General features: G+C 72.9%; 27 protein-coding genes and 1 tRNA gene. 15 read left to right on the forward strand and 13 right to left on the reverse strand.

From position 1 onward, the window contains the following. Nucleotides 1-107: 107 nt before the first annotated feature. On the forward strand, nt 108-845 hold the full coding sequence (locus Sru02f_RS07150; protein WP_003976439.1) for a TerD family protein: 738 nt from the start codon (nt 108-110) through the stop codon (nt 843-845). Nucleotides 846-875: 30 nt separating this feature from the next. Here Sru02f_RS07150 and Sru02f_RS07155 read toward each other — a convergent pair whose 3' ends face one another. Next, a complete protein-coding gene (locus tag Sru02f_RS07155) occupies nt 876-1901 on the reverse strand; it encodes a TerD family protein (protein WP_109031613.1) in 1026 nt (341 codons plus the stop codon). A 207-nt stretch (nt 1902-2108) separates the two neighbouring features. Between Sru02f_RS07155 and Sru02f_RS07160 the strand changes: the two genes are divergently transcribed. From Sru02f_RS07160 to Sru02f_RS07170, 3 genes are all read left to right on the forward strand, one after another. Further along, nucleotides 2109-3275, forward strand: a complete 1167-nt coding sequence (locus tag Sru02f_RS07160; RefSeq protein ID WP_109031614.1) for an HpcH/HpaI aldolase/citrate lyase family protein — start codon at nt 2109-2111, stop codon at nt 3273-3275. A 78-nt stretch (nt 3276-3353) separates the two neighbouring features. Continuing rightward, nucleotides 3354-5873 carry a phosphoribosyltransferase gene (locus Sru02f_RS07165; protein WP_109031615.1) on the forward strand — a complete coding sequence of 840 codons (2520 nt, stop codon included), beginning with the start codon at nt 3354-3356 and terminating at the stop codon, nt 5871-5873. Then, the gene (locus tag Sru02f_RS07170) at nt 5873-6685 is read left to right on the forward strand and encodes an HAD family hydrolase (protein WP_109031616.1); all 813 of its coding nucleotides are present in this window, start codon (nt 5873-5875) and stop codon (nt 6683-6685) included. Before Sru02f_RS07165 ends, Sru02f_RS07170 begins: the two co-directional genes overlap by 1 nt. Here Sru02f_RS07170 and Sru02f_RS07175 read toward each other — a convergent pair. Beyond that, nucleotides 6603-7433 carry a DedA family protein gene (locus Sru02f_RS07175; RefSeq protein WP_167469498.1) on the reverse strand — a complete coding sequence of 277 codons (831 nt, stop codon included), beginning with the start codon at nt 7431-7433 and terminating at the stop codon, nt 6603-6605. The two genes, Sru02f_RS07170 and Sru02f_RS07175, sit on opposite strands and share 83 nt — an antisense overlap. Before the next feature lie 132 nt (nt 7434-7565). Between Sru02f_RS07175 and Sru02f_RS07180 the strand changes: the two genes are divergently transcribed. Together Sru02f_RS07180 and Sru02f_RS07185 are read left to right on the forward strand one after the other, a co-directional pair. Then, nucleotides 7566-8708: a sensor histidine kinase gene (locus Sru02f_RS07180; protein WP_174855059.1), complete on the forward strand. Its 1143-nt coding sequence runs from the start codon at nt 7566-7568 to the stop codon at nt 8706-8708. Further along, nucleotides 8699-9343: a response regulator transcription factor gene (locus Sru02f_RS07185; protein WP_174855060.1), complete on the forward strand. Its 645-nt coding sequence runs from the start codon at nt 8699-8701 to the stop codon at nt 9341-9343. The genes Sru02f_RS07180 and Sru02f_RS07185 overlap by 10 nt, the downstream gene beginning before the upstream one ends. Before the next feature lie 43 nt (nt 9344-9386). Here the strand turns inward: Sru02f_RS07185 and Sru02f_RS07190 are convergent, their stop codons facing one another. The 3 genes from Sru02f_RS07190 to Sru02f_RS07200 all read right to left on the reverse strand — a co-directional run bounded on the left by Sru02f_RS07190 (nt 9387) and on the right by Sru02f_RS07200 (nt 11892). Then, nucleotides 9387-9599, reverse strand: a complete 213-nt coding sequence (locus Sru02f_RS07190) for an FmdB family zinc ribbon protein (RefSeq protein ID WP_109031619.1) — start codon at nt 9597-9599, stop codon at nt 9387-9389. 56 nt (nt 9600-9655) lie between these two features. Beyond that, entirely contained in the window at nt 9656-11059 is a 1404-nt protein-coding gene (locus Sru02f_RS07195) for a coiled-coil domain-containing protein (protein WP_109031620.1), read from the reverse strand. Nucleotides 11060-11130: 71 nt separating this feature from the next. Continuing rightward, complete coding sequence (locus Sru02f_RS07200; protein ID WP_109031621.1) at nt 11131-11892, reverse strand: DUF4097 family beta strand repeat-containing protein; 762 nt, start codon at nt 11890-11892, stop codon at nt 11131-11133. Between the two features lie 225 nt (nt 11893-12117). Between Sru02f_RS07200 and Sru02f_RS07205 the strand changes: the two genes are divergently transcribed. Further along, a tRNA-Val gene (locus Sru02f_RS07205) sits at nt 12118-12192 on the forward strand. A 50-nt stretch (nt 12193-12242) separates the two neighbouring features. On the opposite strand, the gene Sru02f_RS07210 is transcribed toward Sru02f_RS07205, so the two are convergent. After that, nucleotides 12243-12578: a hypothetical protein gene (locus Sru02f_RS07210; protein ID WP_109031622.1), complete on the reverse strand. Its 336-nt coding sequence runs from the start codon at nt 12576-12578 to the stop codon at nt 12243-12245. A 115-nt stretch (nt 12579-12693) separates the two neighbouring features. On the opposite strand from Sru02f_RS07210, the gene Sru02f_RS07215 reads away from it, so the two are divergent. Next, a complete protein-coding gene (locus Sru02f_RS07215; RefSeq protein WP_109031623.1) occupies nt 12694-13227 on the forward strand; it encodes a GNAT family N-acetyltransferase in 534 nt (177 codons plus the stop codon). Nucleotides 13228-13231: 4 nt separating this feature from the next. Continuing rightward, entirely contained in the window at nt 13232-13465 is a 234-nt protein-coding gene (locus Sru02f_RS07220) for a DUF2277 domain-containing protein (protein ID WP_011028299.1), read from the forward strand. A gap of 101 nt (nt 13466-13566) precedes the next feature. Here Sru02f_RS07220 and Sru02f_RS07225 read toward each other — a convergent pair whose 3' ends face one another. The 4 genes from Sru02f_RS07225 to Sru02f_RS07240 form a co-directional block, all read right to left on the reverse strand. Next, a complete protein-coding gene (locus Sru02f_RS07225; protein WP_174855061.1) occupies nt 13567-14241 on the reverse strand; it encodes a DedA family protein in 675 nt (224 codons plus the stop codon). Between the two features lie 138 nt (nt 14242-14379). Then, entirely contained in the window at nt 14380-14841 is a 462-nt protein-coding gene (locus tag Sru02f_RS07230; RefSeq protein WP_109031625.1) for a DoxX family protein, read from the reverse strand. A gap of 285 nt (nt 14842-15126) precedes the next feature. Beyond that, nucleotides 15127-16845, reverse strand: coding sequence for an alkaline phosphatase D family protein (locus Sru02f_RS07235; RefSeq protein WP_109031626.1), 1719 nt, complete (start codon nt 16843-16845; stop codon nt 15127-15129). 88 nt (nt 16846-16933) lie between these two features. After that, a complete protein-coding gene (locus Sru02f_RS07240) occupies nt 16934-17578 on the reverse strand; it encodes an HNH endonuclease family protein (RefSeq protein ID WP_109031627.1) in 645 nt (214 codons plus the stop codon). Between the two features lie 499 nt (nt 17579-18077). Between Sru02f_RS07240 and Sru02f_RS07245 the strand changes: the two genes are divergently transcribed. Together Sru02f_RS07245 and Sru02f_RS07250 are read left to right on the forward strand one after the other, a co-directional pair. Next, nucleotides 18078-18659 carry a TMEM165/GDT1 family protein gene (locus Sru02f_RS07245; protein WP_109031628.1) on the forward strand — a complete coding sequence of 194 codons (582 nt, stop codon included), beginning with the start codon at nt 18078-18080 and terminating at the stop codon, nt 18657-18659. Between the two features lie 148 nt (nt 18660-18807). Beyond that, nucleotides 18808-19473 carry an HAD-IA family hydrolase gene (locus tag Sru02f_RS07250; protein WP_109031629.1) on the forward strand — a complete coding sequence of 222 codons (666 nt, stop codon included), beginning with the start codon at nt 18808-18810 and terminating at the stop codon, nt 19471-19473. 27 nt (nt 19474-19500) lie between these two features. Here Sru02f_RS07250 and Sru02f_RS07255 read toward each other — a convergent pair whose 3' ends face one another. Then, nucleotides 19501-20718 carry a peptidoglycan-binding domain-containing protein gene (locus tag Sru02f_RS07255; RefSeq protein WP_109031630.1) on the reverse strand — a complete coding sequence of 406 codons (1218 nt, stop codon included), beginning with the start codon at nt 20716-20718 and terminating at the stop codon, nt 19501-19503. Nucleotides 20719-20884: 166 nt separating this feature from the next. Between Sru02f_RS07255 and Sru02f_RS07260 the strand changes: the two genes are divergently transcribed. Beyond that, entirely contained in the window at nt 20885-22960 is a 2076-nt protein-coding gene (locus Sru02f_RS07260; RefSeq protein ID WP_109032078.1) for an MDR family MFS transporter, read from the forward strand. A gap of 9 nt (nt 22961-22969) precedes the next feature. Here the strand turns inward: Sru02f_RS07260 and Sru02f_RS07265 are convergent, their stop codons facing one another. Then, on the reverse strand, nt 22970-23476 hold the full coding sequence (locus Sru02f_RS07265) for a GNAT family N-acetyltransferase (RefSeq protein WP_109031631.1): 507 nt from the start codon (nt 23474-23476) through the stop codon (nt 22970-22972). Nucleotides 23477-23639: 163 nt separating this feature from the next. Between Sru02f_RS07265 and Sru02f_RS07270 the strand changes: the two genes are divergently transcribed. Both Sru02f_RS07270 and Sru02f_RS07275 read left to right on the forward strand, forming a co-directional pair. Continuing rightward, nucleotides 23640-24311, forward strand: coding sequence for a hypothetical protein (locus Sru02f_RS07270; RefSeq protein ID WP_109031632.1), 672 nt, complete (start codon nt 23640-23642; stop codon nt 24309-24311). A 4-nt stretch (nt 24312-24315) separates the two neighbouring features. Beyond that, a complete protein-coding gene (locus Sru02f_RS07275) occupies nt 24316-24873 on the forward strand; it encodes a hypothetical protein (RefSeq protein ID WP_109031633.1) in 558 nt (185 codons plus the stop codon). Nucleotides 24874-24883: 10 nt separating this feature from the next. On the opposite strand, the gene Sru02f_RS07280 is transcribed toward Sru02f_RS07275, so the two are convergent. Beyond that, a complete protein-coding gene (locus Sru02f_RS07280) occupies nt 24884-25291 on the reverse strand; it encodes a DnaJ family domain-containing protein (protein ID WP_109031634.1) in 408 nt (135 codons plus the stop codon). A gap of 88 nt (nt 25292-25379) precedes the next feature. Between Sru02f_RS07280 and Sru02f_RS07285 the strand changes: the two genes are divergently transcribed. Beyond that, nucleotides 25380-25772 carry a hypothetical protein gene (locus tag Sru02f_RS07285; protein WP_164279273.1) on the forward strand — a complete coding sequence of 131 codons (393 nt, stop codon included), beginning with the start codon at nt 25380-25382 and terminating at the stop codon, nt 25770-25772. The last annotated feature ends 45 nt before the right edge of the window (nt 25773-25817 follow it).

Below are 25817 nucleotides of genomic sequence, written 5' to 3' on the forward strand. Positions count from 1 at the left end.
CCCCTGGTGTGAACCCGGCCCGGACGAGGAACGCTCTGAGCGGGGCGGCCGACGAGGACGACTCCTCGGGGCCGCCCCGTCGGCGGTGACGCGAAGGTGGGGCGGGAATGGGCTTCCTGGACGGGCTGTGGCGCGGCCGTGAGTCCGAGTTCGACTCGGGCAGCGCGGCGACCAACTCCATACAGCTGACCAAACGGCACAGTCAGGTCTCCCTGACCAAGCAGGGCGCGGCGACCGGCAATCTCCGCGTCAACCTCTCCTGGCGGATGCGGACCTCCGACATCTCGGGCGTGCAGCGGGAGAGCCTGCTGCGGCACCCCTTCAAGGCGCTCAAGCCCCCCGAGGTCGTCGGCCACAGCCAGAGCATGGTCAACGTCGACCTCGACCTCGGCTGCCTCTACGAACTCAAGGACGGCACCCGCGGGGTGGTCCAGCCGCTCGGCGGCTTCCTGGGCGACGTCAACGCCCCGCCGTACGTCAAGCTCAGCGGCGACGACCGCTTCGGCTCGGCCTCCGGCGAGACGCTCTACGTCAACCTCGACCACAAGGACGAGATCAAGCGCCTGCTGCTCTTCGCCTACATCTACGACCAGACACCGGCCTTCGACCGGACGCACGCCGTCGTCACGCTCTACCCGAGCAACGGGCCGCGCATCGAGATCGGCCTCGACGAGCGGCATCCGCAGGCCCGGTCCTGTGCCGTGGTGATGATCGAGAACGTCAAGGACGAGATCCTCGTCCGCCGCGAGGTGAAGTTCGTCTACGGCTTCCAGGGCGAGCTGGACCGGCTGTACGGCTGGGGCCTGCAATGGGGCCGGGGGCACAAGAGCAAGGCGGAGCGCTGAGCCCCGGCCACCGGCCGCCGTCCGCGGGGGCTACCGGCCCACGAACTGCGGGCCCTGCGGGGGCAGCCGGAAGTCCGGATCGGGCGCCCCGGTGACCGGCTGTGGATAGCCGTAGCCGGACTGCGCTCCCGCGACCCCGGCCGCCGCAGGCGCCTGCGGATACCCGTACCCGGGCCGGCCGGCGTCCGGCTGGGGGTAGCCGTAGGCGGGCTGGGCCGTCGCCGGCTGCTGCGGATAGCCGTACGCGGGCTGCGCCGGCACGCCGGTGGGCTGCTCGGGCGGCAGGGGGCGCGAAGGCACCGGAAGCGGCTGCACGGCCGTCGGGTGGTCGGGGCCGACCACCGGCGGAGCGGGGGTGGACTGGGCGGGCGTCGGCTGGTCGGGCGTGGCCTGCGAGGGGGCGGACGAGGACGCGGCGGAGGGGGCGGCGGCGGAAGAGGAGGCGGCGGAAGGGGCTGCGGGGGACGTCGACGCGGCGTCGGGGCGGGGGGCCGACATCGGGTCGTCCGCCCCCTCCGACTCGTCCACCGAGATGCCGAAGTCGGTCGCCAGGCCCTTGAGCCCGTTGGAGTAGCCCTCGCCCAGCGCCCGGAACTTCCAGCCGTCCCCGCGCCGATACAGCTCGCCGCAGATCAGCGCCGTCTCCTGGCCGGTCTCCGGGGTGACGTCGAAGTACGCCAGCGGTTCCGCGTCGGCCGCCGCGTCGTGCAGCAGGATGCGCAGCGACCGGACGCGGTCGAAGGTCACGCCGTCCGCCGACGCGACCAGCAGGATCCGGCCCACCGAGGGCTCGACGCCGGAGAGGTCCGTCTGGATCGTGTCGGTCAGGCCCTCGGCGACCCGCTTCTTGCCGAGCCGCCAGACCTGGCCGGAGGGATGCCGTGGCTGGTTGTAGAAGACGAAGTCCTCGTCGGAACGCACGCGGTCGTCCGGCCCCAGCAGCAGCGCGGAGGCGTCGACGTCGGGAACCCCCTGCCCGGGGGTCCAGCGCAGCACGGCGCGTACCGTGGTGGCTTGCAGCGGGACGTTCGACCCCTTCAGCATCGCGTGCGTCATGTCGTCATCCTGCCCTCTCGGTCCTGGTCACGACAACGCGGGGGCGGGTACTCGGCCCGTGTCCGCCCGCCCCGGGTCGCCGTCGCCGACACGGCCGGGTTACCTGGAATTCATGCCCGGTGGGAACCTCCGACATCACTACCTACGTACTATTACCGGCCACCTTTCGGCGATTCCAGGTCGCCCAGACACCACGGGGGAGTTTAAATGCGTCATTTCGGACAGATAGCCCCTGATGTGCGGAAGCGTCTCTTTCATCAGGAGCCCTGCTCCTTCACGGCGGACTCCCCGGCCAGGCTGCTCTCCGCGGCCCTGGGCGCCACGCTCTACAGTCCGGCCACCCGACCCAGCCTCGCCGACGACATCCTGAAGCAGAGCGCGCGCGGAGTGGTGTCGATGGTGCTGTGCCTGGAGGACTCGATCGACGACGCCGACGTCCCCGTCGGCGAGGCGAACCTCGTGCGTCAGCTCACGGACCTGGCGGAACGTTCCGGCGGCGACGTCCCCCTGCTGTTCGTCCGGGTCCGTACCCCCGAGCAGATACCCGACCTCGTACGGCGCCTCGGCCCCGCCGTGCGGCTGCTGTCCGGGTTCGTACTGCCGAAGTTCACCGAGGAACGCGGCATGCCCTTCCTGGAGGCGCTCGCCGCCGCCGAGGCCACCAGCGGCCGCAGGCTCTTCGCCATGCCCGTGCTCGAGTCCCCGGACCTGCTGTACCGGGAGTCCCGGGTCCAGACGCTGGAGGGCATCTTCCGGGCGGTCGACAAGTACCGCGACCGCGTGCTGGCCCTGCGGCTCGGCGTGACCGACTTCTGCTCCTCCTACGGGCTGCGCCGGGGCCCCGACATGACGGCCTACGACGTCCAGATCGTCGCCTCCGTGATCGCCGACGTGGTCAACATGCTCGCCCGCGCCGACGGCACCGGATTCACGGTGACCGGACCGGTGTGGGAGTACTTCCGCGTCCAGGAGAGGATGTTCAAACCGCAGCTGCGGCAGAGCCCCTTCCTGGAAGGGCAGGCCGTCGAACTGCGCCAGAAGCTCATCGAGCACTCCATGGACGGCCTGCTGCGCGAGATCTCCCTGGACCGGGCCAACGGCCTGCTGGGCAAGACCTGCATCCACCCCTCGCACGTGCTCCCCGTGCACGCACTGTCCGTGGTCAGCCACGAGGAGTTCAGCGACGCCCAGGACATCCTGCGGCCCGAACGCTGCGGCGGAGGCGTGATGAGGTCGGCCTACACGAACAAGATGAACGAGGTGAAGCCGCACCGCGCCTGGGCCGAGCGGACCCTGCTGCGCGCCGAGGTCTTCGGGGTGGCGAACGAGGACGTCGGCTTCGTGGAGCTGCTCGCCGCCGGACTCTCCGACTGAACGCCGGGCGACCGGACGCAAGCGATCCACAACCGACGCCGGGCCCACGCCGCGGCGGACAACGGGAGGCACGAGCAGATGACCGAGCGGGCGCACGCCGAGGGGCACGCCGACAAGGACGCCGCAGAGCACGCCGACAGGCACGCCGGAGTCTGGTCCGGCAGCTGGGTCGCCGAGCGGCTCGGCGTCGGACTCACCGGCGACGAGGCGCTGACCGGCCTGCTGGGGCTCGCCCTGCGCCGCAACCCCAAGCGGGCGCACCTGCTCGTCTCCAACGTGCTCGGCAAGCACGTCCCGCAGTCGCCCGGCGTCGTCTACGGCCACGGCGTCGCCCTCGGCCGACGCGTCCGCGACCTGCTCGGCGCCGAGGAGGCCGCACGCGCGGTCGTCCTCGGCTACGCGGAGACCGCCACCGGACTCGGTCACTCCGTCGCCGACGGCCTGGGCCCCGCGCCCTACCTGCACTCCACCCGCCGTCCGGTCGCCGGAGTCGCCCGGGCGGGCGGCTTCGAGGAGTCCCACTCGCACGCGACCTCCCACCTCCTGCTGCCCGAGGACCCGGCGCTGCTCGCCGGAGACGGGCCGCTGGTCCTCGTCGACGACGAGTTCTCCACCGGCAACACGGTGCTCAACACCGTCCGCGCCCTGCACGAGCGCTATCCCCGCAAGCGGTACGTCGTGGTCGCCCTGGTCGACATGCGCTCGCCCGCGGACGCCGGCCGGCTGGACGACTTCGCCCGGGAGATCGGCGCCCGCGTGGACCTGGTGACCACCGCCTCCGGCACGGTCCGGCTGCCGCCCGGCGTACTGGAGAAGGGGCAGGAGCTGGTCGCCCGGCACGAGGCGACGGCCACCGAGCCGACCGGCCCCGCTCCGGCCGCGCCACCGGCCGGATCCGTCGAGCGCGTCCGGCTGCGCTGGCCGCACCACGTGCCCGACGGCGGACGGCACGGATTCACCGCCGCCCACCGGGCCGGGCTGGAGGCCGCCCTGCCCGCCATGGCGGCACAGATCGCCGAGGCGCTCCCCGCCGGCGCCCGACGCGTGCTCGTCCTCGGCTTCGAGGAGCTCATGTACGCCCCCCTCCGCCTGGCCCACGCGCTGGAGCAGACGGTCGGCGCCGAGGTCGACGTGCGCTACTCCACCACCACCCGCTCTCCCGTCCTCGCCGTCGACGACCCCGGCTACGCCATCCGCACCCGTCTGGTCTTCCCCGCGCACGACGACCCGGCCGACGGCCCCGGCGAGCGCTACGCCTACAACGTCGCGGGCGGCGGCTTCGACGCCGTCGTCGCCGTCGTCGACTCGACCGCCGACACCCCCGCTCTGCACGCCCCGGACGGACTGCCGGCCCGGCTCGCCGCCCATGTCCCGCACGTCCTGCTCGCGGTCGTCCCGTCGTACGTCCCGCGCCCCCCGCACGACACCGAAAGGCCCTCCATGCTGCCCGAGCCCCTGCGCGGCCCCGACTTCTCCTCGTACGCGCCCGACGAGGTCGGCTGGCTGCTCCAGGACCTCTCGGACGTGACGCTGGAGGCGCCGACCGAGGAGCGCGAGGAGGCGATCCAGAGCGGCGGCGCGCACTACGCCGAGTCGCTGCCCGTGGAGTACCAGCCCAGCGAGCAGTACCAGGACCTGTTCCACGCGGCGCTCGAGACGTCCGCGGCCCGGCTGGCGCGCGCCGTCGGCGCCGTCACCGAGATCGTCCTCGCCGAACGGTCGCCCCGCCCCGTCCTGGTCTCCCTCGCCCGCGCGGGCACCCCGGTCGGCGTTCTGATGCGCCGCTGGGCGCAGTTCCGCCATGGTCTCGACCTCCCCCACTACGCCGTGTCGATCGTCCGGGGCCGCGGCATCGACGCCAACGCGCTGCGCTGGCTGGCCGACCACCACGACCCCGCCGACGTCGTCTTCGTCGACGGCTGGACCGGCAAGGGCGCCATCACCCGCGAACTCGCCGCCGCCCTGCGCGCGTTCGAGGCCACCGACGGCATCACCGGCTTCGACCCGGAGATCGCCGTACTGGCCGATCCCGGCTCCTGCGTACGCACCTACGGCACCCGTGACGACTTCCTCATCCCCTCCGCCTGCCTCAACTCCACCGTCTCCGGCCTGATATCCCGCACCGTGCTCCGCGCCGACCTGGTCGGCCCGCACGACTTCCACGGCGCGAAGTTCTACCGCGAACTCGCCGCCGCCGACCTGTCACCGGACTTCCTCGACGCCGTCTCCGCCCGCTTCCCCGACGTCACGGACACGGTCGACGCCCAGGCGAAGGACCTCCTCTCCGCCGACCGCACCCCCACCTGGGAGGGCTGGGCGGCCGTCGAGCGCATCAGCGAGGAGTACGGCATCCACGACGTGAACCTCGTCAAGCCCGGCGTCGGCGAGACCACGCGGGTGATGCTGCGCCGCGTCCCGTGGAAGGTGCTGGCCCGCACCGGAGCCGGCGCCGACCTGGACCACGTCCGCCTGCTGGCCGAACAGCGGGGCGTGCCCGTGGAGGAGGTCGCCGACCTCCCGTACACCTGTGTCGGGCTGATCCACCCCCAGTACACGCGGGGCGCCACCGGCGCCGACGGCAAGGCGGTGACGCTCTGATGCCCGTACTCGTCGCCAGCGACCTCGACCGCACGCTCATCTACTCCGCGGCCGCCCTCGGACTGACCATGCCCGACCTGCGGGCACCCCGCCTGCTGTGCGTGGAGGTCTACGAGGGCAGACCCCTCTCCTACCTGACCGAGACGGCCGCCCAACTGCTGACCGACCTCGGCGACTCGGCCCTCTTCGTGCCGACCACCACCCGGACCCGCAAGCAGTACCAGCGGATCAACCTCCCGGGCCCCGCGCCGAAGTACGCGATCTGCGCCAACGGCGGCCACCTGCTGGTGGACGGCGTCTCCGACCCCGGCTGGCACGCCCGGGTGACCGCACGGCTGGCCGACGAATGCGCCTCGCTCGCCGAGGTCCGCGACCACCTGACGAACACCGCCGACCCGCTGTGGGTGCGCAAGCACCGGGTCGCCGAGGACCTCTTCGCCTACCTGGTCGTCGAACGCGACCTGCTGCCCCAGGACTGGGTGAAGGAACTCGCCGTGTGGGCCGAGAACCGCGGCTGGACCGTGTCCCTCCAGGGCCGCAAGATCTACGCCGTGCCCAAGCCGCTCACCAAGAGCGCCGCCGTGCGCGAGGTGGCCCGCCGCACCGGCGCCGAACTCACCCTCGCCGCCGGAGACTCGCTCCTCGACGCCGACCTGCTCCTCGCCGCCGACCGCGGCTGGCGCCCGGGCCACGGCGAACTGGCCGACTCCGGCTGGACGGCTCCGACGATCAGCGCCTTGCCCGAGCGCGGCGTCCTGGCCGGTGAGCGGATCCTCCGGGAGTTCCTGCGCGCGGTGCGCCCGACCCGCTGAACCCGTCGTCCCCGTCCCCGGCACCGCTCCCGGTGCCGGGGTGACCGTCGTCGTCGGCCGGCGGCCGTATGTCCTGCCGCCCGTCGTCGCCACGGCCCCGCCGACGGTGACCGGCCCCCGGCCGCAGCAGCCGCATGACGACGAAGACCACCAGCGCCAGGGCGGCCGCCGCGAGGATCACCTTCGAATAGGTGGAGGCGATGCCCGAGACCTCCGACCAGTTGTCCCCCAGCGCGTAGCCCGCGAGCACGAACACGGTGTTCCAGATCGCGCTGCCCAGCGTGGTCAGGGCGAGGAAGACGGGCAGCCGCATCCGCTCCACACCCGCCGGCACGGAGATCAGACTGCGGAAGATGGGGATCATCCGGCCGAAGAACACCGCCTTGGTCCCGTGCCTGAGGAACCACGCCTCCGTCTTCTCTATGTCGGACACCTTCACCAACGGCAGCTTCCCCGCTATCGCCACCGTGCGGTCCCGGCCGAGCAGGGCACCGATCCCGTACAGGGCGAGCGCGCCGATCACCGAACCCGCCGTCGTCCACAGCAGGACGGCGATCAGGTTCATACGGCCGGAACTCGCCGCGAACCCGGCCAGCGGCAGGATCACCTCGCTCGGCAGGGGAGGAAAGAGATTCTCCAGAGCGATGGCGAGACCGGCGCCGGGGGCGCCGAGGGCGTCCATGAGGTCGTTGATCCACTGCGGTGCCGCGCCGCTGTCCACGGCCGGCTGCGCTGCGATGGCTGTCATGACGACCACGCTAGAAAATCGCGGCTGAAGGGACCCTGAGGAAGACCGCATGATCGATTGCGGTGTACCGCAGGCGGGAATTGCGGTTTTCCGCAGTGTGCCCGCCCACCGCGCCCGACTAGCCTCGCGATCATGCGAGTCATGGCGCGACGTGTAGTGCGGTGCGGGGCTGGCCTCATCCTGGGGACCGCCGCGGCCGCCGTCGAGCTGCTCTTCGCCCTGCTGGCCGGCGTGGCCCTGCTGCCGGTGGCCGCCTGGCCGAGGGGGCGCCGTGCCGTACTGCGCCCGGTCCTCGCGGGCGCGCGGATCCTGGCGGAGCTGGAGCGGGGCCGACTGCGGATGTGGCTCGACCTCCGCGTCACGCCCGCGTACGAGGACGTGCGGGCGCTGCGGTACGTCGCCTGCCACTGGGCCCTGGGCGTCCTGGGCGGGGTCGTGATGCTGACTGCCGCCATCGGTCTGGCGTACGGCACCTTCGGGGTGTACGGCTGGCTCCTGCTGGACGGCATACGCAACCCCGGTTCGCTGGTCCTGGGCAGTCTGGGCGGCTTCTTCCTCGTGTTCCTCACCGTGCAGGGAATATTCGGTGTGGTGGGACTGGAGGGGCAGCTGGCCCGGCACTTCCTCGGCCCGCGCCACCAGGAGGAGCTGGAGCGGCGGATCGCCGAGCTGTCCGCCAGCCGCGCCGCGGTCGTCGACGCGGTGAACGACGAACGGCGCCGCATCGAGCGCGACCTGCACGACGGTGTGCAGCAGCGGCTCGTCGCCCTCGGCATGCTGCTCGGCCGGGCCCGCCGCAGCCAGGACGCCGACCGCCGGGACCGCCTGCTGGGCCAGGCCCACGACGAGAGCCGCCGGGCCCTGGACGAGCTGCGCGAGGTGGCCTGGCGGATCTACCCGACCACGCTGGACGAGGCGGGGCTGCGCGCGGCCCTGGAAACGGTCGCCGAGCGGGCGTCCGTACCGGTGGGAGTGGAGTACGAGCTGGCCGAGGAGCCCGAACAGGCCGTGGCGACCGTCGCGTACTTCGTCGTCTGCGAGGCGGTCACCAACGCGGTCAAGCACGCGGCGCCGACCCGTATAAGCGTCGCGGTCAGAGCGGAGGAGAAACGGATGTACGTGAGCGTGCGGGACGACGGCTGCGGCGGGGCCAACGCCTCGGGCAGCGGACTGTTCGGGCTCGCCCGGCGCGTCGCCGCCCTCGACGGCAGCCTCAGCGTGGACAGCCCCCCGGGAGGGCCGACCCTCGTGGCCGCGGAGCTGCCATGCGGGTGATCCTCGCCGAGGACTCGACCCTGCTGAGGGAGGGTCTGGTGCGGCTGCTGGCCGAGGAGGGCCACGAGGTTCTCGCAGCCGTCGGCAACGCCGAGCTGCTCCTGAAGGCGGTCGCCGAGGATCCGCCGGACGTGGTCGTCGCCGACGTCCGGATGCCGCCCACCCACACGGACGAGGGCCTGCGCGCGGCCCTGGAGATACGCGGGCGGTGGCCAGGGGTCGGAGTGCTGGTGCTCTCGCAGTACGTCGAGAAGCGGTACGCGACCGAGCTGCTCACCGGCGAGACGGAAGGAGTCGGATACCTGCTCAAGGACCGGGTGGTCCAGGTCGACGAGTTCCTCGACGCGCTGGAGCGGGTGGCCGCCGGACGCGCCGCGTTCGACCCGGAGGTCGTCCGTCAGCTGCTCGGCCGGACGACGCACACCGACCTGCTCGCCCGGCTGACCGTGCGGGAGCGGGACGTGCTGGCCGAGATGGCGCAGGGCCACACCAACGCGGCGATCGCCCGTCGGCTGCACATCTCGCAGAGCGCGGTGGAGAAGCACACCAACGCGATCTTCGACAAACTCGAGCTGACCGGAGGGGAGGGCTATTCACGCCGGGTGCTGGCGGTGCTGCGCTACCTGGGGAGCTGACGGGAACCGAGGGGGACCCGGCAGGAGCGGAAGGGCGCCGGGCTCAGCCGCAGCAGCCGCCACCGCAGCAACCCCCGCCGCTGCCCGACGACGGCGCCGGTGCGGAGGCCGAGCCGCCGACCGCGACCGTCGACAGCAGCTTCACCGTGTCGTCGTGACCCGCCGGGCAGGCGGCGGGAGCGGAGGACTCGGCCATGGGACGGCTCAGTTCGAAGGTGTCGCCGCAGCTGCGGCAGCGGTACTCGTAGCGAGGCATGGGCACAGATTAACCGGCACGGCCTGCCCCGGGTCCCGGTCGGCCGATCCCGGTGCTCAGTGACCGGCCCCGCGCTCCTCGCGGATCTGGGTGACCACATGGGCCACCGTCTGCCGGACCGCTTCCGTCTCCGTCAGGAAGTGCCAGTAGTCGGGGTGCCGCCCCTCCAGCGTGGTGATCGCCCGTTCCAGCCGGGCCACGGCCTCGTCCAGGGGACGCGCGTGACGGGGCTCGGGGGTGTTGCGACCGGCCATGGCCAGGCGCTGGGCGTCGCGGATGGCGAAGCGGGTGCGCTCGATCTCCTGCTGCGGGTCCTTCTGCACGGCGTTGAGCTGCCGCAGCCGGTCGCCGGCCGCCGATACGGCCTCGTCGGTCGAGTTCAGCAGCGCTCGTACCGTCGACAGCAGGGCGGTGGCGTCGGGCCAGCGCTGTTCGTCGCGGGCGGTCTGGGCCTCGGCCAGCTTCCGCTCGGCCTGCCGGACCGATTCGGTGGCCTGGTCCGGCACGTGCTGGAGGTCCTGCCAGCAGGCGGCGGCGAACCGGCGCCGCAGCTCGCTCAGCACCGGCTCGACCTGTTCGGTGCGGGTGGTCAGCGCCTGGGCGCGGGTGCGCAGGGAGACCAGGCGGTGGCCGGTCTCGGCGGCGCGCTCGGGCAGTCGTTCCGCCTCGGCGCGGACCGCCTCGGCCTCGCGGGTGACCCGTTCGGCCCGCTCGAGGGTCTGGGGCACGCCGTGCTGTCCCGCGCCCTGGTTCAGCCGGGTCAGTTCCGGACCGAGGGCGGCGAGACGGGCGGCGAGGTCGTCCGCCCGCAGACCGGAGCCGCGTGCGGCGTCCAGGGCGTTGGAGGCGGCGAGCAGGGCCTGCCGGGCGCGTTCGACGGCGGGCGCCAGCCGGGCCAACTGGGTCTCCGCCTTGCCGAGCAGCGGGCCGAGGCCCTCGGCGAAGCGGTCGAGTTCCTGTTTGACCCGGCCCAGCTCGGTCCTGGCGGCGGTCAGTTCCGTGCGGGCGCGGGCGGCGGCGGACGCTTCCAGGTCGTCCCGGTCCAGGTCGTGGGCGTCGACGGCGCTGATGTACTGGTGGCTGACCTCGTCGATGCGCCGGCCCAGGGCGTCGAAGTCGGTGACCGCGCGCCGGGCGGCGGGGGAGGAGTCGACGGCCGCGATCGTCTCTATCGAGATCCGCAGGTCCCGCTGGGCGGTGTCCAGTTCGTAGAACGCGGCGGCCGCGTCGTCCTTGGCGGTCTGGGCCTCCGCCCGCTGGCTCTCGGCCCGCCCGCCGAACCAGCGCCGGGTACCGCCCCCGGCGAACGCCGCGGGGAGCGCGAGCACGGCGAGCAGGGGCAGACCCATCAGGGTGAGCGTGCCGGTCACCGCGCCGGCCCGGCGCCGGCGCGAGCGGTGCGGCAGGCGCTGGGCGCGCGCCACCATCGGCGAGTACGGCTGCGATGGCGTCGCCGTCACATCACTCTCCCGTGTCGTCCGTCCTGCCCGGGTTCATTCTCCCACCCGTTAGGGACGAACACACGGGCCGGTCAGTTCGCGGTTCGCACGGTGATTCTGCCGTCACCGGACCGGGCGTCGACGACGTGCGCGCTGGTGTCGTCGGTGGGCACGGACACGTCGACCGCGCCGTCACCGGTGTCGGTGGACACCTTGTACGTGGCCCGGGGCAGCGAGATCGTCACGGAGCCGTCGCCGGTGCGGGACTCCACCTGGTCCGGGACGGTGCCGAGCTCCAGCCGGACCGAGCCGTCGCCGGTCTGCGCCCGGACCTGGCGGGAGGAGACCGCGGCACGTACGGAACCGTCGTCGGTACGCAGTTCCAGCGGCCCGGAGGAGTCGGTGACGTGCACGGAGCCGTCGCCGGTGCGGATGTTCAGCGCGTCCTCGAACCCGCTGGCCCGCACACTGCCGTCCCCGTCCCGCACCTTGACGGCGACGCCGCGCGGCACCTCGATGCGGTGCTTGGCCGCGCAGTCGGCGACCACGCCGGAGCAGTGCATCCGCAGCACCAGCCGGTCGCCGTCCATCTTCCAGGTCACCTCGGGGTCCGAGCCGAGGGCGACCGACCCGGAGAACCACCGCGTGACCTGGACCTTCCCGGACGCGTGGTCGTCCGAGGCGGCGATCTCCAGGGCGGAGTCGTCGGAGTCGACGGTGAGCGTACGGCCCTGGAGGGGGAACGACCGGTGCTCGGGGTCGTTGTCGTCCGAGGCGGAGGCGCAGGCGCTGAGGCCCGCGACGAGGACGGCGACGGCGGCGAACGCGCGGACGGGAACGGTACGGGCGGGCATGACGGTCTCCCCCTGGAACGGACGACGAGGTGCCGCACCCGGGGCCTTCCGCGCCGGCGGAGACCTTCTCGGTGAGGCTCTTCGACCGTACGGAGCGGGTGCTCCCGCCGGGATCCGGGCCGCTACCGGATCGAGGGTGGGGTTAACCCCCGATCCCCGCGTGAGCACGGCGGGAACGCGTTTGCCGGGCAGCGCCCCGGGCCATGTAGGCTGTCGACTCGTCCTGGGTGCGTAGCTCAGGGGTAGAGCGCCTGCCTTACAAGCAGGATGTCGGCGGTTCGAAACCGTCCGCGCCCACCAGGACCGGCGTCGTCGTCGGAGCCAAGGCCCTCGGAGATCTTCCGGGGGCCTTACGCGTGCGGGCCCTCATGAGCGTGTTTCAGCTCCGACCGGGCGCTCACCTGGTCGGGGCCGGTCATCTCCGACCAGTAGCGATGGGTGCTGACGAACACGGCCAGCTCGCGCTCGCGCTGCCGTAGCTTCTCGACCTCGGCCTGTTCGTCCGCCGACCAGCCGGGGGAGGCCGGGCGTTCGATCTTGCGCCAGCCGTTGTCGTCGCTGAAGCCGTCGAGCGGTTCGACGGACCAGGGAAGTCTCTTGAGCAGGGCCGACAGCTCGGCCCGGACCTGATGCAGTTCCTCCTGACCGGCGAGGAGGTCACTGGGGAAATCATAGGTCGTAGCCACGTTCCAATGATACGCCTGTTCGATTTTGAGGCGCGCGTTCCCTTCGGTGGTTCACGCGAAAGGGTGGCCCCGCGGCCCGGCCCGACTGTCAGACCCCTGCCCTACCGTGAAAGACATGGACGGCATGGACGAGCGCATCGCGCCGGGTGGGGAGCGGGTGTGCCTGGTCCCCTGGGCGGAGGGGGACCTGTGGCTGCTGCGCAGGACCAACAGCCCGGAGATGACCGCGCACCTCGGCGGCCCGGAGAGCGAGAAGCGGCTCCTGGCCCGGCACCGTCGGTACGCGGAGCCGGGACCCGGGCAGATGTACCGGGTGACGCTGGCGGACGGCGGTGAGACCGTCGGCTCCGTCGGGTACTGGCAGCGGACCTGGCGGGACACCGAGGTGTGGGAGACCGGGTGGGGCGTGCTGCCGGAGTTCCAGGGGCGGGGGCTGGCCGTGCGGGCGGCCCGTGCGGTCCGGGAGGCTGCCCGCACCACCGGGACCCACCGGTATCTGCACGCCTTCCCGGGCGTCGGCCACGCCGCCTCCAACGCGGTCTGCCGAGGAGCCGGGTTCACGCTCCTCGGGCAGGTCGACTTCGAGTATCCGAAGGGCCACTGGATCAGGTCGAACGACTGGCGGGTGGACCTCGAGAGGGGAGACTGACGTCATGTGCCGCAGCATCAAGACCCTGCGTCCGCCCGTGCTGGCCGAGGAGGCCACCGAGGACGAGATCAGGGCCGCCGCCCTTCAGTACGTACGCAAGGTCTCCGGATTCCGTGCGCCCGCCGCGCACAACCAGGAGGTCTTCGACCGCGCCGTCGAGGCCGTCACCGCGGCCACGACCGAGTTGCTGGCCGACCTGGAGATACGGGGAGGCGGCGGAGCGCGAAAGGCCTCCTGAAGCCTCGCTGCCGAGGTCTGCGCGGCTCTACGAGTCCGCCGCTGCGAGCCTCGCTACGAGCCTCCGTCGCTACGAACCGGCTGCGCTACGAGCCGCCTGAGCTACGAGGCCTCCGTCGTCCGTGGCTGGCGGCGCATCAGGTATGCCGCTGCCGCGCCCGCGCCGAACAGCGCCACCAGCGACACTCCCGTCGCCAGCCAGGTGGCGCCCAGCCACTGGCCGCCGAAGTAGCCGAGGGCCACGCTGTACGCGGCCCACGCCAGGCCGGCCAGGGCCGACCAGGGGAGGAACTCGCGGACCCGGCGATGGGCCGCGCCGGCGACGAGTGAGACGACCGAGCGGCCGGCCGGGGCGAAACGGGCCAGGACGACGAGGGCGCCGCCGCCGCGGGCCAGGGCACCGCCGAGACGTTCCTGCGCGGTGGTCAGCCGCCGGGAACGGGCGATCGCGCGGTCCAGCCGTGCCCCGCCGCGCCAGGCGAGGCGGTAGACGGCCAGGTCGCCGATGACGGACGCGGTCGCCGCGCAGAGAGTGAGGACGAGGATGTCGGGGACGTCCTGCGGGACCCGTCCGGCGGCCGCCGCTCCCGAACCCGCGGCCGCCGCCGTCGCCGCCGTGATGACCAGGACCCCGCTCGGCAGCACCGGCAGGAAGATGTCGAGCAGCACCGAGGCGCCCACCAGCACATAAATCCATGGGCTGCTGACCAGCGACCCGATACTTCCCAGACCTTCGACCACGACAACTCCCCGGTACTCCCCCGTGGGCCGGGCCATGCCGCGAGACGCGGGGACGGCAGGAGCGGCCAATGACAGCCATACAGCGTACGCCCGGGGTGTGACAGAGGGTTCACAGGGGGCTTGTGTGATCGACGCAGGGCGTTCACACGGGGGAGGGGGTCCGCGGCGGTCCGCTCAGGCGGCGACCGGCGTCTGCCGCTCGGGGGCGGACTCTTCCGGCTCGGACGCGCGCCGGGCGAGGAGACGATCCAGGCCGAAGGCGCCGGAACCGGTGAAGGCGAGCAGCAGGAAGGCCCAGCAGAACATGGCGGGGGCCTCGCCGCCGTTCTCCATCGGCCACAGGGCCTCCGGCTGGTGCACCTTGAAGTAGGCGTAGGCCATGGAGCCGGAGCAGATGACCGCTGCCGGGCGGGTGCCGAGGCCCAGCAGGACGAGGCCGCCGCCGACCAGTTGGATCACGGCCGCGTACCAGCCCGGCCAGGTGCCCGCGTCGATCGTGCCGCCCGTCATCGCGGCGCCGCCCAGGACGCCGAAGAGGGAGGCGGCGCCGTGGCAGGCGAAGAGCAGGCTGACGACTATGCGGAACAGGCCGAGAACGTACGGCTGGGCGCTGTTGCTGTTGAGGCGTGCGGGCATGCGGGGGTGCTCCTTCGGTCGGCCGGCCGGGACGGGCCGGTGGGGGACGGAACCGAGTGGGCTGCCCACGTTAGGTGAGCCTAATGAGTACTTGCAAGTTCAACATTCCGCCATAACCTGACGTGCAGTCACCTGCCCGGCGCTGTCGCCACTCCAGGTGGGAGCGCTCCCACGCCCGCGGTGCGGTCCGCCGATGTGACTCGATTCATACCCCGCCCCGCCCTCGCCGACTCATACCGGAACAACGCCGTACGGCTCCGTGCGGCCTCGCACGACTCCGTACGGCTAGGTCAACTCCCGGTCCGTGACGGTCCGCAGGGCGTTCGTGCCGTCACGGTTCGCGTGGGCCTGTTCCAGGCGCAGCCGGGCCGACCGCCCCCGCAGGGTCAGCGTCATGATCTGGTTCCCGAACCAGGGTCCGCCGGTCCTGCGCCAGCTCACCGCCGGGGGCGCACAGCGTCCGTGCCGGGCGATGCGCCGCCCGAGGGCCCGCGCCGGAGCACTCCAGCCGAAGCGGAACCCGAGGCGGATCGAGAGCGGCACCGAGTTGTGGACGGGGGAGCAGGTCAGCTGGGCCACCCGCGCGTCGGGCGTGCGCCCCGGCCACGACGGCTCGGCCACGTAGGCGTGGTGGACGTCGCCGGACAGCACGCTCACCGTCGCGGGCGCCCCCGGCCCGGTACCCGCGTCGGCGATCAGGTCGCCGAGGGCGTCGAAGGAGGTGGGGAACGCGGACCAGTGCTCCAGGTCGGCGCCGCGCCGTATCCGTTCCCCGATCCGTGCCCAGCGGGCGCCCCGCTCGCCGCCGCACATCGCGGCGTTCCACGCCTCGACGTCGTGCACCAGGTGGGGCAGCAGCCAGGGCAGGGAGGTGCCGATCAGCAGGTGGTCGTAAGCGCCGTCGCTGTCACCGTCGCTGCTGCTGCCGCTCCCGCCGCTCCCGCCGTTTCTGCCGTTTCTGCCGCCGTCGCCGTCGCCGTCGCCCCGGCCCTCCATGACCTGCTCGCGCAGCCAGGCGGCCTCGCCCGGGTCGAGCATCGTGCGGCGGTCCTCGTCCAGGACGCGGGCCGCGCGGGAGTCGACCATCAGCAGTCGTGTGCGCCCGAAGTCGCGCCGGTAGCTCCAGCGGACGGAGGCCGGATCTGCGTCGGCCCGTGCGGCGAACTCCCGCAGGGCGTCGGTGCCGTCGGACGCCTCGCGGACGGTCGTGTAGAGCGGGTCGGCGGCCAGTTCGTCCGGGGAGAGGTTGCCCAGCTGCTGGTACACCCAGTACGACATCAGCCCGCTCAGCACCCGCTCCTGCCACCAGTCGGTGGCCCGCATGTCGGCGAGCCAGGCGGCGGAGGTGTTCCAGTCGTCGATGACGTCGTGGTCGTCGAAGATCATGCAGCTCGGCACGGTGGACAGCAGCCAGCGCACCTCGGGGTCGAGCCAGGACTCGTAGTAGAGGCGGGTGTACTCCTCGTAGTCGGCGACCTGGTCGCCCGGGCCCGCCGTCACGTCACGGCGGCCGGCGATCCACTCGCGCGTGGCGTCGGAGATCTCGTCGGCGTACACCTGGTCGCCGAGCAGCAGCAGCACGTCCGGGCGGGCGCCACCGGGATCGGCCGCGACGCGGGCGGAGAGGGTGTCCAGGGCGTCGGGACCCACCCTGCCCTTGCCTCCCGAGGGCGGCGCCGCCCAGCGGCAGGAGCCGAAGGCGACGCGCATGCCCTCGTCGTCCCCGGGCGTGGCGATCACCGAGGGCGGGAAGCGGGAGTCGGGCGGCGGCCACACGCCCGTGCCGTCGAGCAGCACCTCGTACTCCGTCGCCGTGCCGGGGGTCAGGCCGCCGACCGGGACCAGGGCGTAGTGGTGGTCCGCGATCCGGAAGCTGCGGGCCGTGCCCCGGGCGCCGTCGGCGCAGCGCACCTCGGCGGTGCAGGGGCGGTCCGTCTCGACCCAGACGGTCGCGCACGAACCGTCGGTGTACCTCAGCAGTGGGCCCAGGCGCAGTTCCGCCATGATGATCCTCTCCTCCGTCGCCCCGTACGGTACGGAACGACGGAGGCCGGCGGGGAGGTTCCGCGCCGAACGGACGGTGTACGGGGCGTCAGCAGTTGGCGAGGTAGCCCTGCAGCGCGGACTTCTCCGCCGAGTCGACCGAGAGGTCGTAGTAGTACTTCACCTGCACCCAGGCGCGCACGTACGTGCAGCGGTAGGCGCTGCGCGAGGGCATCCAGGTGGCCGGATCCTGGTCGCCCTTGGACTGGTTGACGTTGTCGGTGACCGCGAGCAGCTGGGGCCGGGTCAGGTCGTTGGCGAAGGACTGCCGGCGCGAGGTGGTCCAGGAGTCGGCGCCCGAGTCCCAGGCTTCGGCGAGCGGGACCATGTGGTCGATGTCCACGTCGGAGGAGGCGGACCAGGTGGCGCCGTCGTAGGGGGAGTACCAACTGCCGCCGGTGGCGGCGCAGGAGGAGTCGGTGACGACGTTCGTGCCGTCGCGCTTGAGGATCGTCTCGCGGGTGTTGCAGGTGCCGGACTGGGTGATCCAGTGCGGGAAGAGGTCGCGGTCGTAGCCGGTGCGGTCCTCGGTGGCCACCGTGAGGGAGGCGAGGTAGGTGCGGGCGGTGGCGGCGCTGACCGGCGTGGGGAGGGCGGCGGAGGCGGCCGGGCCGTTGAGGAGCCCGGCGGAGGCTATGAGCCCGGTGAACGCGGCGAGGAAACCGAGCCGTCGACGCGCGTAGAACTTCGGCATGCGAACTCCCTTGGGGTGTGGGGGTGTTGGGACGCGGGCAGGGGAATGCTCGCGACGCCGCATGGCGCACAGGTGTGCGGTCGGTAAGAAGTTAGTGACGTGTGCATGGCACGTCTAGGAGTGCGACGAGACTCGTCACAGGACTTTGACGAGTCTCGTCGCGGGTCCCGGCCGGCCTCGGTGCGGACCCCCGCGGGTCTCGGCGCGGGACTTTCGGCCCTCGGTCCCGGACGGGGGTTCGCGTACTATGGACGGCGCAGAAGGGGAGTAGCTCTTCGCCGGACCGTCGACATACTGCTCAGCCCGCCTGAGCCGGCGCCCGGAGGCAGGCCTCGTACGCGAGGCGGGCCAGCGAGACCTTCGGCAAGCAGTGCACGCCCGTGCCGTACGGCAGGGGTGGATCCGTGTGCTGCCGTGCCGAGGTGTCGCGCGTGGCGGAGATCGTCAGTTCCGCGCAATCAGCACTCTCGGTGGGGTGGCCCCGACCGATTGAGGAATCTTGATCAGCCTGACCGTGACGGCGCTCGTCTTCGGTGTCGTCTTCCTCGCCGAACTGCCGGACAAGACCGCCCTCGCCGGCCTCGTCCTCGGCACCCGCTACCGCGCCTCGTACGTCTTCGCGGGCGTCGCCGCCGCCTTCCTGCTGCACGTCGTGCTGGCCGTCGCGGCCGGCAGCGTGCTGACCCTGCTGCCGCAGCAGCTCGTGCACGCGATCACCGGTGTGCTGTTCCTGGGTGGCGCCGCCGTGCTGCTGATGAAGAAGGACGACGAGGACGAGGAGGTCCGCAAGCCGCAGGACCAGTCCTTCTGGAAGGTCGCCGGGGCGGGCTTCATGCTCATCCTGGTCGCCGAGTTCGGCGATCTGACGCAGATCATGACGGCCAACCTCGCGGCCCGTTACGACGACCCGCTCTCCGTCGGCCTCGGCGCGGTGCTCGCGCTGTGGGCGGTGGCCGGGCTCGGCATCGTCGGTGGAAAGGCCCTGATGAAGCGGGTGCCGCTGGGGCTGATCACGAAGATCGCGGCCGTGCTCATGCTGGGCCTCGGCGTATGGAGCCTGTGGGAGGCGATCGCCGGCTGAGCGGCCGGCGGCGCCGTGTGAGCGGGTCGTGCCGGTGGCGCGAACCCGGTCTATTTTGTACCGTGGGTGAACAAAGTGGCTCCCGCCCGTTCTCCCTGACCGGCGGGCGGGGCCGCCTTGTTTCCTCCCCGTCCCTTGGAGTCTGCCGATGACGGCCACCGCCACCACCGTTCTGCCCGCCCGCGCCCTGCTGCTCGACATGGACGGCACCCTCGTCAACTCGGACGCCGCCGTGGAGCGCGTCTGGCGGCGCTGGGCCGACCGGCACGGGCTGGACGGGGGCGAGGTCATGAAGGTCGTCCACGGACGGCAGGGCTACGCCTCGATGGCGCTGCTGCTGCCGGACCGGCCCATGGAGCACAACCACGCCGACAACGCGCGCATGCTCGCCGAGGAGACCGCCGACACCGAGGGCGTCGTCGCGATCCCCGGCGCCGCGGAGTTCCTCGCCTCGCTGCGCGGGCTGCCGCACGCCCTGGTGACCTCGGCCGACGTGGCCCTGTCCACCGCGCGGATGGCCGCCGCCGGGCTCGCGCAGCCGGACGTCCGGGTCACCGCCGAGTCGGTCGGCGCGAGCAAGCCCGACCCGGAGGGCTTCCTCAAGGGCGCCGCCGAACTGGGCATCGCCCCCGCCGACTGCATCGTCTTCGAGGACTCCGGCGCCGGCATCGCGGCCGGGCGCGCCGCCGGGATGCGGGTCGTCGGGGTGGGACCGCGCGCCGGGTTCCACGGGCCGGACGTGGTCGTGGAGGACCTGACGCGGGTGCGTGTCGAGGCCGGCGCGGACGGCGGGCTGCGCCTGCACATCGGCTGACGGGGGCCGCCGAGCGGCCCGCCGCCCCTACGGCTCCCGGGTCTCCGACTCCAGCCTGCGGCGGGTGTCCGGACCGTAGACGCCGACCCTGTCGGTGCGTATGCGGCTCTCCCACTGGTACTGGCGGACGGCGTCCTCGACCTGGCGGTCGTAGTCGCCGTCGAGGTCGCCCCAGTACATCCACTTCTCCTTCAGGCGCTGCTGGAGTTCCACGACCTCCGGGCCCTGGTCCCCGGGGCGCAGCGTGGGGCCGTCGCCAAGGCCGGGGTCGTCGTCACCGGACTCCTGCGGGGCGTCGTCCGCCGGCGCGGTCGTGCTCTGCGACGGCTCGGCCGACCGGGACGGTGCGGATGAGGCGCTCGACGCCGACGCCGACGGGGACGGCGAGGCCGAGGCGCTCGCACTGGCCGACGGGGAGGCGGACGCGGACGGGGAGGCCGACGCGGAGGGCGACGGCGAGGCGGAGGACGCGCTCGGTTCCGCACTCGGCGAGGACTCGCCGGTCGACGGGTCCGGGACGCTCGCCCGGACCTCGTCCGGCGCCGCCCCGTCCCGCGACGGGGCGTCGTACGAGAACAGTCCGCTCGCGAATCCCGCCGCGCCGATCACGACCACGACCGCTCCGGCGGCACTCAGCAGGACCCCCTTGCGCCGCCTCCGCGGCGGCCCGCCGTCGCCGCCCGCGCCTGCCCTCCCCGGGTCCGTCCGGGGGAGGGGAGCGGTGGCGGAGGCATCGAACAGGCGCAGGTCGTGCGCGCTGGGCGAGCCGGCCGAGGGGGCCAGGGGCGTCGGCAGCGCGGAGGTCGCCTCCGTGTCCCCGTCGCGCGAGTCGCTGCCGGAGGCGGCTCCTGCACCTGCGCCTGCACCGGCTCCCACGCCGACGGCGCGCAGCGTCATCGTGGCGTCCGGGTCGGACACGGGGGATGCGGGAGGTGCGGGGGATGCGGGGGATGCGGGGGATGCCGGCGGTGTGGCTGACGCGGGCGGGGCGAGGTGCTCGTCGGGCGCGTCGGGCGCGTCCGAAGGCTCCCCGGCCGTCCCGTCCAGTTCGACGTACGGCCGTATGCGCAGCGGATCGAAGTCCTCCGCCGCTGCCGCCTGGGCCGTGCGGGCGTCGCGCAGGGCGTCGGACGCCCTGGTTCCGCAGGCGCAGGCCGGGGTGTTGTCCGCCGCCCTGGGTGTGCCGCACTCCGGGCAGGCGGCCCCCGCCGGCCGGTCCTGCGACGGCTTCTTCTGCTGATCCACGCGTTCGTCCCTCCCCTCGCGACTCCCCTCGCGACCTCCAGAGATTATGCAGATCTTCTCCATACTTCGGCGCACACGCCCCCGGAATGCCGGCTTCCCCGAGGACTGAAACGGCCATAACTGGTCACACCGACCAGGATGGACCGTGACACCTGTGGAGGTCGGGATGGCCGGAGACGTGCGCGAGGCGACGGAGTCGGAGTCGGAGCCGGACCCGGCGCGGACCGCCGCACCGGGGGAGCGGGAGCAGGTTTCCAGCGGCGTACTCGTCTCCATCGGAGCCCTGCTCCTCGGCATGCTGCTCGCCGCACTCGACCAGACCATCGTGTCGACGGCGCTGCCGACGATCGTCAGCGATCTCGGCGGACTCGAGCACCTGTCCTGGGTGGTCACCGCGTACCTCCTGGCGGCCACCGCCGCGACCCCGCTGTGGGGCAAGCTCGGCGACCAGTACGGGCGCAAGAAGCTGTTCCAGCTGGCGATCGGGATCTTCCTGGTCGGTTCCGCGCTGTGCGGCATCGCGCAGGGCATGACCGAACTGATCGCCTTCCGCGCCCTCCAGGGACTGGGCGGCGGCGGGCTGATGGTGCTGTCGATGGCGATCGTCGGCGACCTGGTCCCACCCCGTGAACGCGGCCGCTACCAGGGGCTGTTCGGCGCGGTCTTCGGTGCGACCAGCGTGCTCGGGCCGCTGCTCGGCGGGGTCTTCACCGAGCACCTCAGCTGGCGCTGGGTCTTCTACATCAACCTGCCCATCGGCGTCGTCGCGCTCGCCGTGATCGCCGCGGTCCTGCACATCCCGCGCCGCACCACCCGGCACGTCATCGACTACCTCGGCACCCTCCTCATCGCCTCCGTCGCCACCTGCCTGGTCCTCGTGGCCTCGCTCGGCGGCACCACCTGGGCCTGGGGCTCCCCGCAGATCATCGGGCTCGCAGTGCTGGCGGTGGTGCTGGCCGTGCTCTTCGTGGCCGTGGAGCGCAGGGCGGCCGAGCCCGTCCTGCCGCTCAAGCTCTTCCGCGTCCGCACCTTCACGCTCTCCGCCGTCATCAGCTTCGTCATCGGCTTCGCGATGTTCGGCGCGATGACGTACCTGCCGACGTTCCTCCAGGTCGTGCGGGGTGTCACCCCCACCATGTCCGGTGTGTACATGCTGCCGATGGTGTTCGGCCTGCTGCTGTCGTCGACCGTCTCCGGGCAGATCGTCAGCCGCACCGGCCGCTGGAAGGTGTTCCCCGTCGCGGGCACCGCCGTCACCACTCTCGGACTGCTCCTGCTGCACCAGCTCGACGAGAACAGCGCCACCGCCGAGATGGGCGCCTACTTCTTCGTCTTCGGCCTGGGCCTCGGCCTGGTGATGCAGGTCCTCGTCCTCATCGTGCAGAACGCCGTCGCCTACGAGGACCTGGGCGTCGCCACCTCAGGCGCGACCTTCTTCCGGTCCATCGGCGCGTCGTTCGGCGTGGCCATCTTCGGCACGATCTTCGCGAGCCGCCTCGGCGACCAGCTCACCGACGCCTTCCGGGGCGCCGCCCTGCCGCCCGGCGTCTCCGTGGACACCCTCAAGGCCGACCCGCGCGGCATCGGCGCCCTGCCGCCCGCGCTGCGCCCCGAGGCGATCCACGCCTACGCCTCCTCCATCACCGACGTCTTCCTGTACGCCGCCCCCGTCGCCCTCGTCGCCTTCCTCCTGGCCTGGTTCCTCAAGGAGGACCGGCTGCGCGGCTCGGTCACGGCGCCGGACGCCACCCAGACCCTGGCCAGCAACCCGGTGGAGCGCTCCTCGCACGACGAGGTGTGCCGCGCCCTGTCGGTGCTCGGCACCCGGGAGGGCCGCCGGGAGATCTACCGCCGGATCACCGCACGGGCGGGCTACGACCTGCTGCCCGCGTCGAGCTGGATGCTGCTGCGGGTCAGGAAGTACGGCCGGGTCGAGCCGGCCCAGCTCGCCGAGCGCAGCCCGGTCCCGCTGGCCACCGTGATGGCGGCGGCCCGGCAGGTGGAGGAGCGGCACCTCGCCGTCCGCGAGGGGCCCGACCTGGTCCTCACCCGCCGGGGCCGCGAGGTCGCCGAACGGCTGGCGCTGGCCCGCGAGGACTCGCTGGCCGAACTGCTGGGCGACTGGTGGGGTCCGGACCGCCCGACCGACCTGGTGCGGCTGGTGCGGGAGCTGACCGGGGAACTGTGCGGCTCGGAACGGGAGCGCCCGCACGAGGGGCGGACGCCCGCGCGGGCGGGCTGAGCGCCGCCGTCAGGAGTCGCGGCCGGAGCGCAGCCGCTTGGCGAACCAGTGCTCGGCGTACGGACTCTCGTTGTACGCCTCGGTCTCGGTGTAGCCGAGGCGTGCGTACAGGGCGCGGGCCTCGACGAGGTCGCCGCGTGTGTCCAGGACCATGCGCTCCGCCCCGAGTGCCCGTGCCGCGTCCTCGGCGGCCCGTACGAGCAGCGCGGCGCCGCCCCGGCCGCGCATCGGGCCGTACAGGAAGACCCGGGTCAGCTCGGCGGTGGTGTCGTCCAGCAGCCGGACGCCCGAGGTGCCGGCCGGTGCACCGCCGTAGCGCGCGACCAGCAGGCGTCCGCGGGGCGGTACGAGGTCGGCACCGGGGTAGGCGGCGATCTCCCGCTCCAGCTCGTCGGGGTCGGTCGCACGGTCCTCGTGGAGCCGGTACCAGCGGTCGCTCACCTCCGTGTAGTACGCGCGCCAGAGGGCGGCGGCGACGGGGGAGTCGTACGGTTCCGGGTCGACGGTCCAGGTCATGCCCGCATTGTCGGCCGGGGCCCCGCGTCCTGGGCAAGCATATTTTCCCACCGGTGCGCCGTCGGCGCACGCCGTGCGCCGTTTGAGCGCGGACTGCGGGGCAACACGAACGGCGAACCGGCCCGCCCGGAGAGACGGCAGGCCGAAAACCCGGAAGGCACTCATGTCCACAGGCGTGATCATCGCTTTGATCGTGATCGTGGCGGTCGTGCTCGTCGTCGCGGCCGTCCTTGCCCTGCGCGCACGGGGCCCCCAGCACGGCGGAAGCCTGAAGCGGCGCTTCGGGCCCGAGTACGACCTGGCCGTGGCACGGCACGACGGCGACACCAAGGCGGCCGAACGCGAACTGGCCGAACGGGTGCGGCGGCACGGGTCGTTGCACACGCGTCCCCTCGAACCCGCCGAGCGCGAGCGCTTCGAGGCGCGCTGGGCCGCGGTCCAGGAGCGCTTCGTCGACTCCCCGCGCGAGGCGGTCGGCGAGGCGGACCGGCTGCTCGCGGAACTCGCCGGCGCCCGCGGTTTCCCGGACGGCGGCCAGTACGAGGAGCAGCTCACGGCGCTGTCCGTGCACCACGCGCACCACGTCGAGGGCTACCGCCGCGTGCACCGGGTGACCCACGCAGGCGTGGACGACGCGCGGGACGGCGGTGCGGGCACCGAGGAGATGCGTGAGGCCGTCGTCGAGGCCCGCGCGCTGTTCGAGGCCCTGGTACGCCAGGACCGCCACGACCACGGCCGGCAGCGGGCCGGTACGGAAGGCGACGGGTCGACCGCGCACCCCGCCCGCGCGTCCCACACGTGGTCGCTCGGCAAGCGCCGGCCGAAGGAGAGCTGAGGCAATGTCCGACACGACAGGCAAGCACGGCACCCCCACCGAGGCCCGCACCCCCACCGAGGCCCGCACCCCCACCGAGGCCCGCACCCCGGCCGAGCCCGCCACCGCCGCCGGTGTCGGCGCGGCCCCCGAGCCCGGCGTGGTCCCGGAGCCCGGCACGAGCCCCGAGCCCGGCGCGACGACCGAGGCCCGCACTCCCACCGAGCCCCGCGCGACCCCCGAGCCCCGGACGACGCCCGAGCCCGGTACCGCCGGCGGAACGGCCCCGGTGGCCGCCCGCTCGCTCCTCCCGCCCGGGGAGTCCGACCGGCTCGGTGAGCGGCTGCACCACGCCGTGACCGGGTTCGTCGACGCGCCGCGGGCCTCCGTGGAGGAGGCCGACCGGGTCCTGGAGGAGATCGCCGCCCGCTTCGCGGACGCCGTGGCGCACCGCCGCCGGACCCTGCGCACCTCCTGGCAGGAGGCCGACGGGGACCGGGGTGCGTCCAGCACGGACACCGAGCAACTCCGCCTGGCGCTGCGGGACTACCGCGAGCTGGCGGACCGTCTGATGCGCCTGTGAACGACGGGCGTCACCGCTCCGCCCGGCCCTCCCGCCACTGCCGTACGACCTCTTCGACGTCGTAGGGCTTCAGACCCAGCGGGGGGCCGGGCGGCGGCTTGAACATGACGTCGCGGATCTTGACGTTGATCTCCTCGACGATGCGGCGGACCGCCCGCTCCGACGGTGCCTTCGCCGCCGCTTCCAGGGCGTCCTCCGCCTCCTTGCGCAGCGCCAGCGTGGGCGGCAGTACGGAGAATCCCTCGCGGGCCATCTTCCGCTTGACCCACCACAGTTCGTCGTAGGTGCTGTCCATCTCGCTCGGCAGGGGCTTGCCGACGCCGGGCAGTTCGGCGAACTCGCCGCGCGCGTCCGCATCACGGATCTGTTTGTCGACCCAGGACTCGAAGTCGACGCCGGGTGGCTTTCGCTCGGTCATGACCCCATTGTGCCGGACGCCGGACACGGCTTCACGGGTCGATCTATCATGCGGCGGCGACAAGCCAACGGACCTCGAAGGAGCGCACGTGCTCGAACTCACCATGGCCGCCGTCACCGCGGCGGACGCGGGCGCCACGGCCGGCATGCAGATGGCCGACGCGCCCAGCGAGCCGGACGCGGTGCTGCGGGTGGGCAGGGACAGGTCCGTGTGCCGGCTGTCGACGCCGGACGACTGGCTGTTCGTCTCCCGGGTCCACCTCGAGTTCCGCTGCGGAGCCGACGGCACCTGGCGGCTGAGCTGGCTGCGCGGCTCCCAGGCGGACCCCTCCAGCGAGGTCCGGCTGACCATCGGCGAACACCGGCAGGCGCTGCCGTACGGCGGCACCGTGCCGCTGCCCAGGGGCGGCAGCGGCGAGGTGGTGGTGCAGGACCGCGCCGAGCCGCGCAGCGTCAACGTCGGCTTCTACCACGAGGTGTAGGCCCGCCCACGCGCTCGGGCCGGCAGCCCCCCGCGCCCGGGTCGG

This window comes from Streptomyces rubrogriseus, assembly GCF_027947575.1.
In the GTDB taxonomy this organism is placed as follows: domain Bacteria; phylum Actinomycetota; class Actinomycetes; order Streptomycetales; family Streptomycetaceae; genus Streptomyces; species Streptomyces rubrogriseus.

Coding starts and splice junctions, on each gene's coding strand:
- Sru02f_RS07150 (WP_003976439.1), top strand. CDS start 108: ATGGGCTTCCTGGACGGGCTGTGGCGCGGCCGTGAGTCCGAGTTCGAC.
- Sru02f_RS07155 (WP_109031613.1), bottom strand. CDS start 1,901: ATGACGCACGCGATGCTGAAGGGGTCGAACGTCCCGCTGCAAGCCACC.
- Sru02f_RS07160 (WP_109031614.1), top strand. CDS start 2,109: ATGCGTCATTTCGGACAGATAGCCCCTGATGTGCGGAAGCGTCTCTTT.
- Sru02f_RS07165 (WP_109031615.1), top strand. CDS start 3,354: ATGACCGAGCGGGCGCACGCCGAGGGGCACGCCGACAAGGACGCCGCA.
- Sru02f_RS07170 (WP_109031616.1), top strand. CDS start 5,873: ATGCCCGTACTCGTCGCCAGCGACCTCGACCGCACGCTCATCTACTCC.
- Sru02f_RS07175 (WP_167469498.1), bottom strand. CDS start 7,433: ATGACAGCCATCGCAGCGCAGCCGGCCGTGGACAGCGGCGCGGCACCG.
- Sru02f_RS07180 (WP_174855059.1), top strand. CDS start 7,566: ATGCGAGTCATGGCGCGACGTGTAGTGCGGTGCGGGGCTGGCCTCATC.
- Sru02f_RS07185 (WP_174855060.1), top strand. CDS start 8,699: ATGCGGGTGATCCTCGCCGAGGACTCGACCCTGCTGAGGGAGGGTCTG.
- Sru02f_RS07190 (WP_109031619.1), bottom strand. CDS start 9,599: ATGCCTCGCTACGAGTACCGCTGCCGCAGCTGCGGCGACACCTTCGAA.
- Sru02f_RS07200 (WP_109031621.1), bottom strand. CDS start 11,892: ATGCCCGCCCGTACCGTTCCCGTCCGCGCGTTCGCCGCCGTCGCCGTC.
- Sru02f_RS07215 (WP_109031623.1), top strand. CDS start 12,694: ATGGACGGCATGGACGAGCGCATCGCGCCGGGTGGGGAGCGGGTGTGC.
- Sru02f_RS07220 (WP_011028299.1), top strand. CDS start 13,232: ATGTGCCGCAGCATCAAGACCCTGCGTCCGCCCGTGCTGGCCGAGGAG.
- Sru02f_RS07225 (WP_174855061.1), bottom strand. CDS start 14,241: ATGGCCCGGCCCACGGGGGAGTACCGGGGAGTTGTCGTGGTCGAAGGT.
- Sru02f_RS07230 (WP_109031625.1), bottom strand. CDS start 14,841: ATGCCCGCACGCCTCAACAGCAACAGCGCCCAGCCGTACGTTCTCGGC.
- Sru02f_RS07235 (WP_109031626.1), bottom strand. CDS start 16,845: ATGGCGGAACTGCGCCTGGGCCCACTGCTGAGGTACACCGACGGTTCG.
- Sru02f_RS07240 (WP_109031627.1), bottom strand. CDS start 17,578: ATGCCGAAGTTCTACGCGCGTCGACGGCTCGGTTTCCTCGCCGCGTTC.
- Sru02f_RS07250 (WP_109031629.1), top strand. CDS start 18,808: ATGACGGCCACCGCCACCACCGTTCTGCCCGCCCGCGCCCTGCTGCTC.
- Sru02f_RS07260 (WP_109032078.1), top strand. CDS start 20,885: ATGGCCGGAGACGTGCGCGAGGCGACGGAGTCGGAGTCGGAGCCGGAC.
- Sru02f_RS07265 (WP_109031631.1), bottom strand. CDS start 23,476: ATGACCTGGACCGTCGACCCGGAACCGTACGACTCCCCCGTCGCCGCC.
- Sru02f_RS07270 (WP_109031632.1), top strand. CDS start 23,640: ATGTCCACAGGCGTGATCATCGCTTTGATCGTGATCGTGGCGGTCGTG.
- Sru02f_RS07275 (WP_109031633.1), top strand. CDS start 24,316: ATGTCCGACACGACAGGCAAGCACGGCACCCCCACCGAGGCCCGCACC.
- Sru02f_RS07280 (WP_109031634.1), bottom strand. CDS start 25,291: ATGACCGAGCGAAAGCCACCCGGCGTCGACTTCGAGTCCTGGGTCGAC.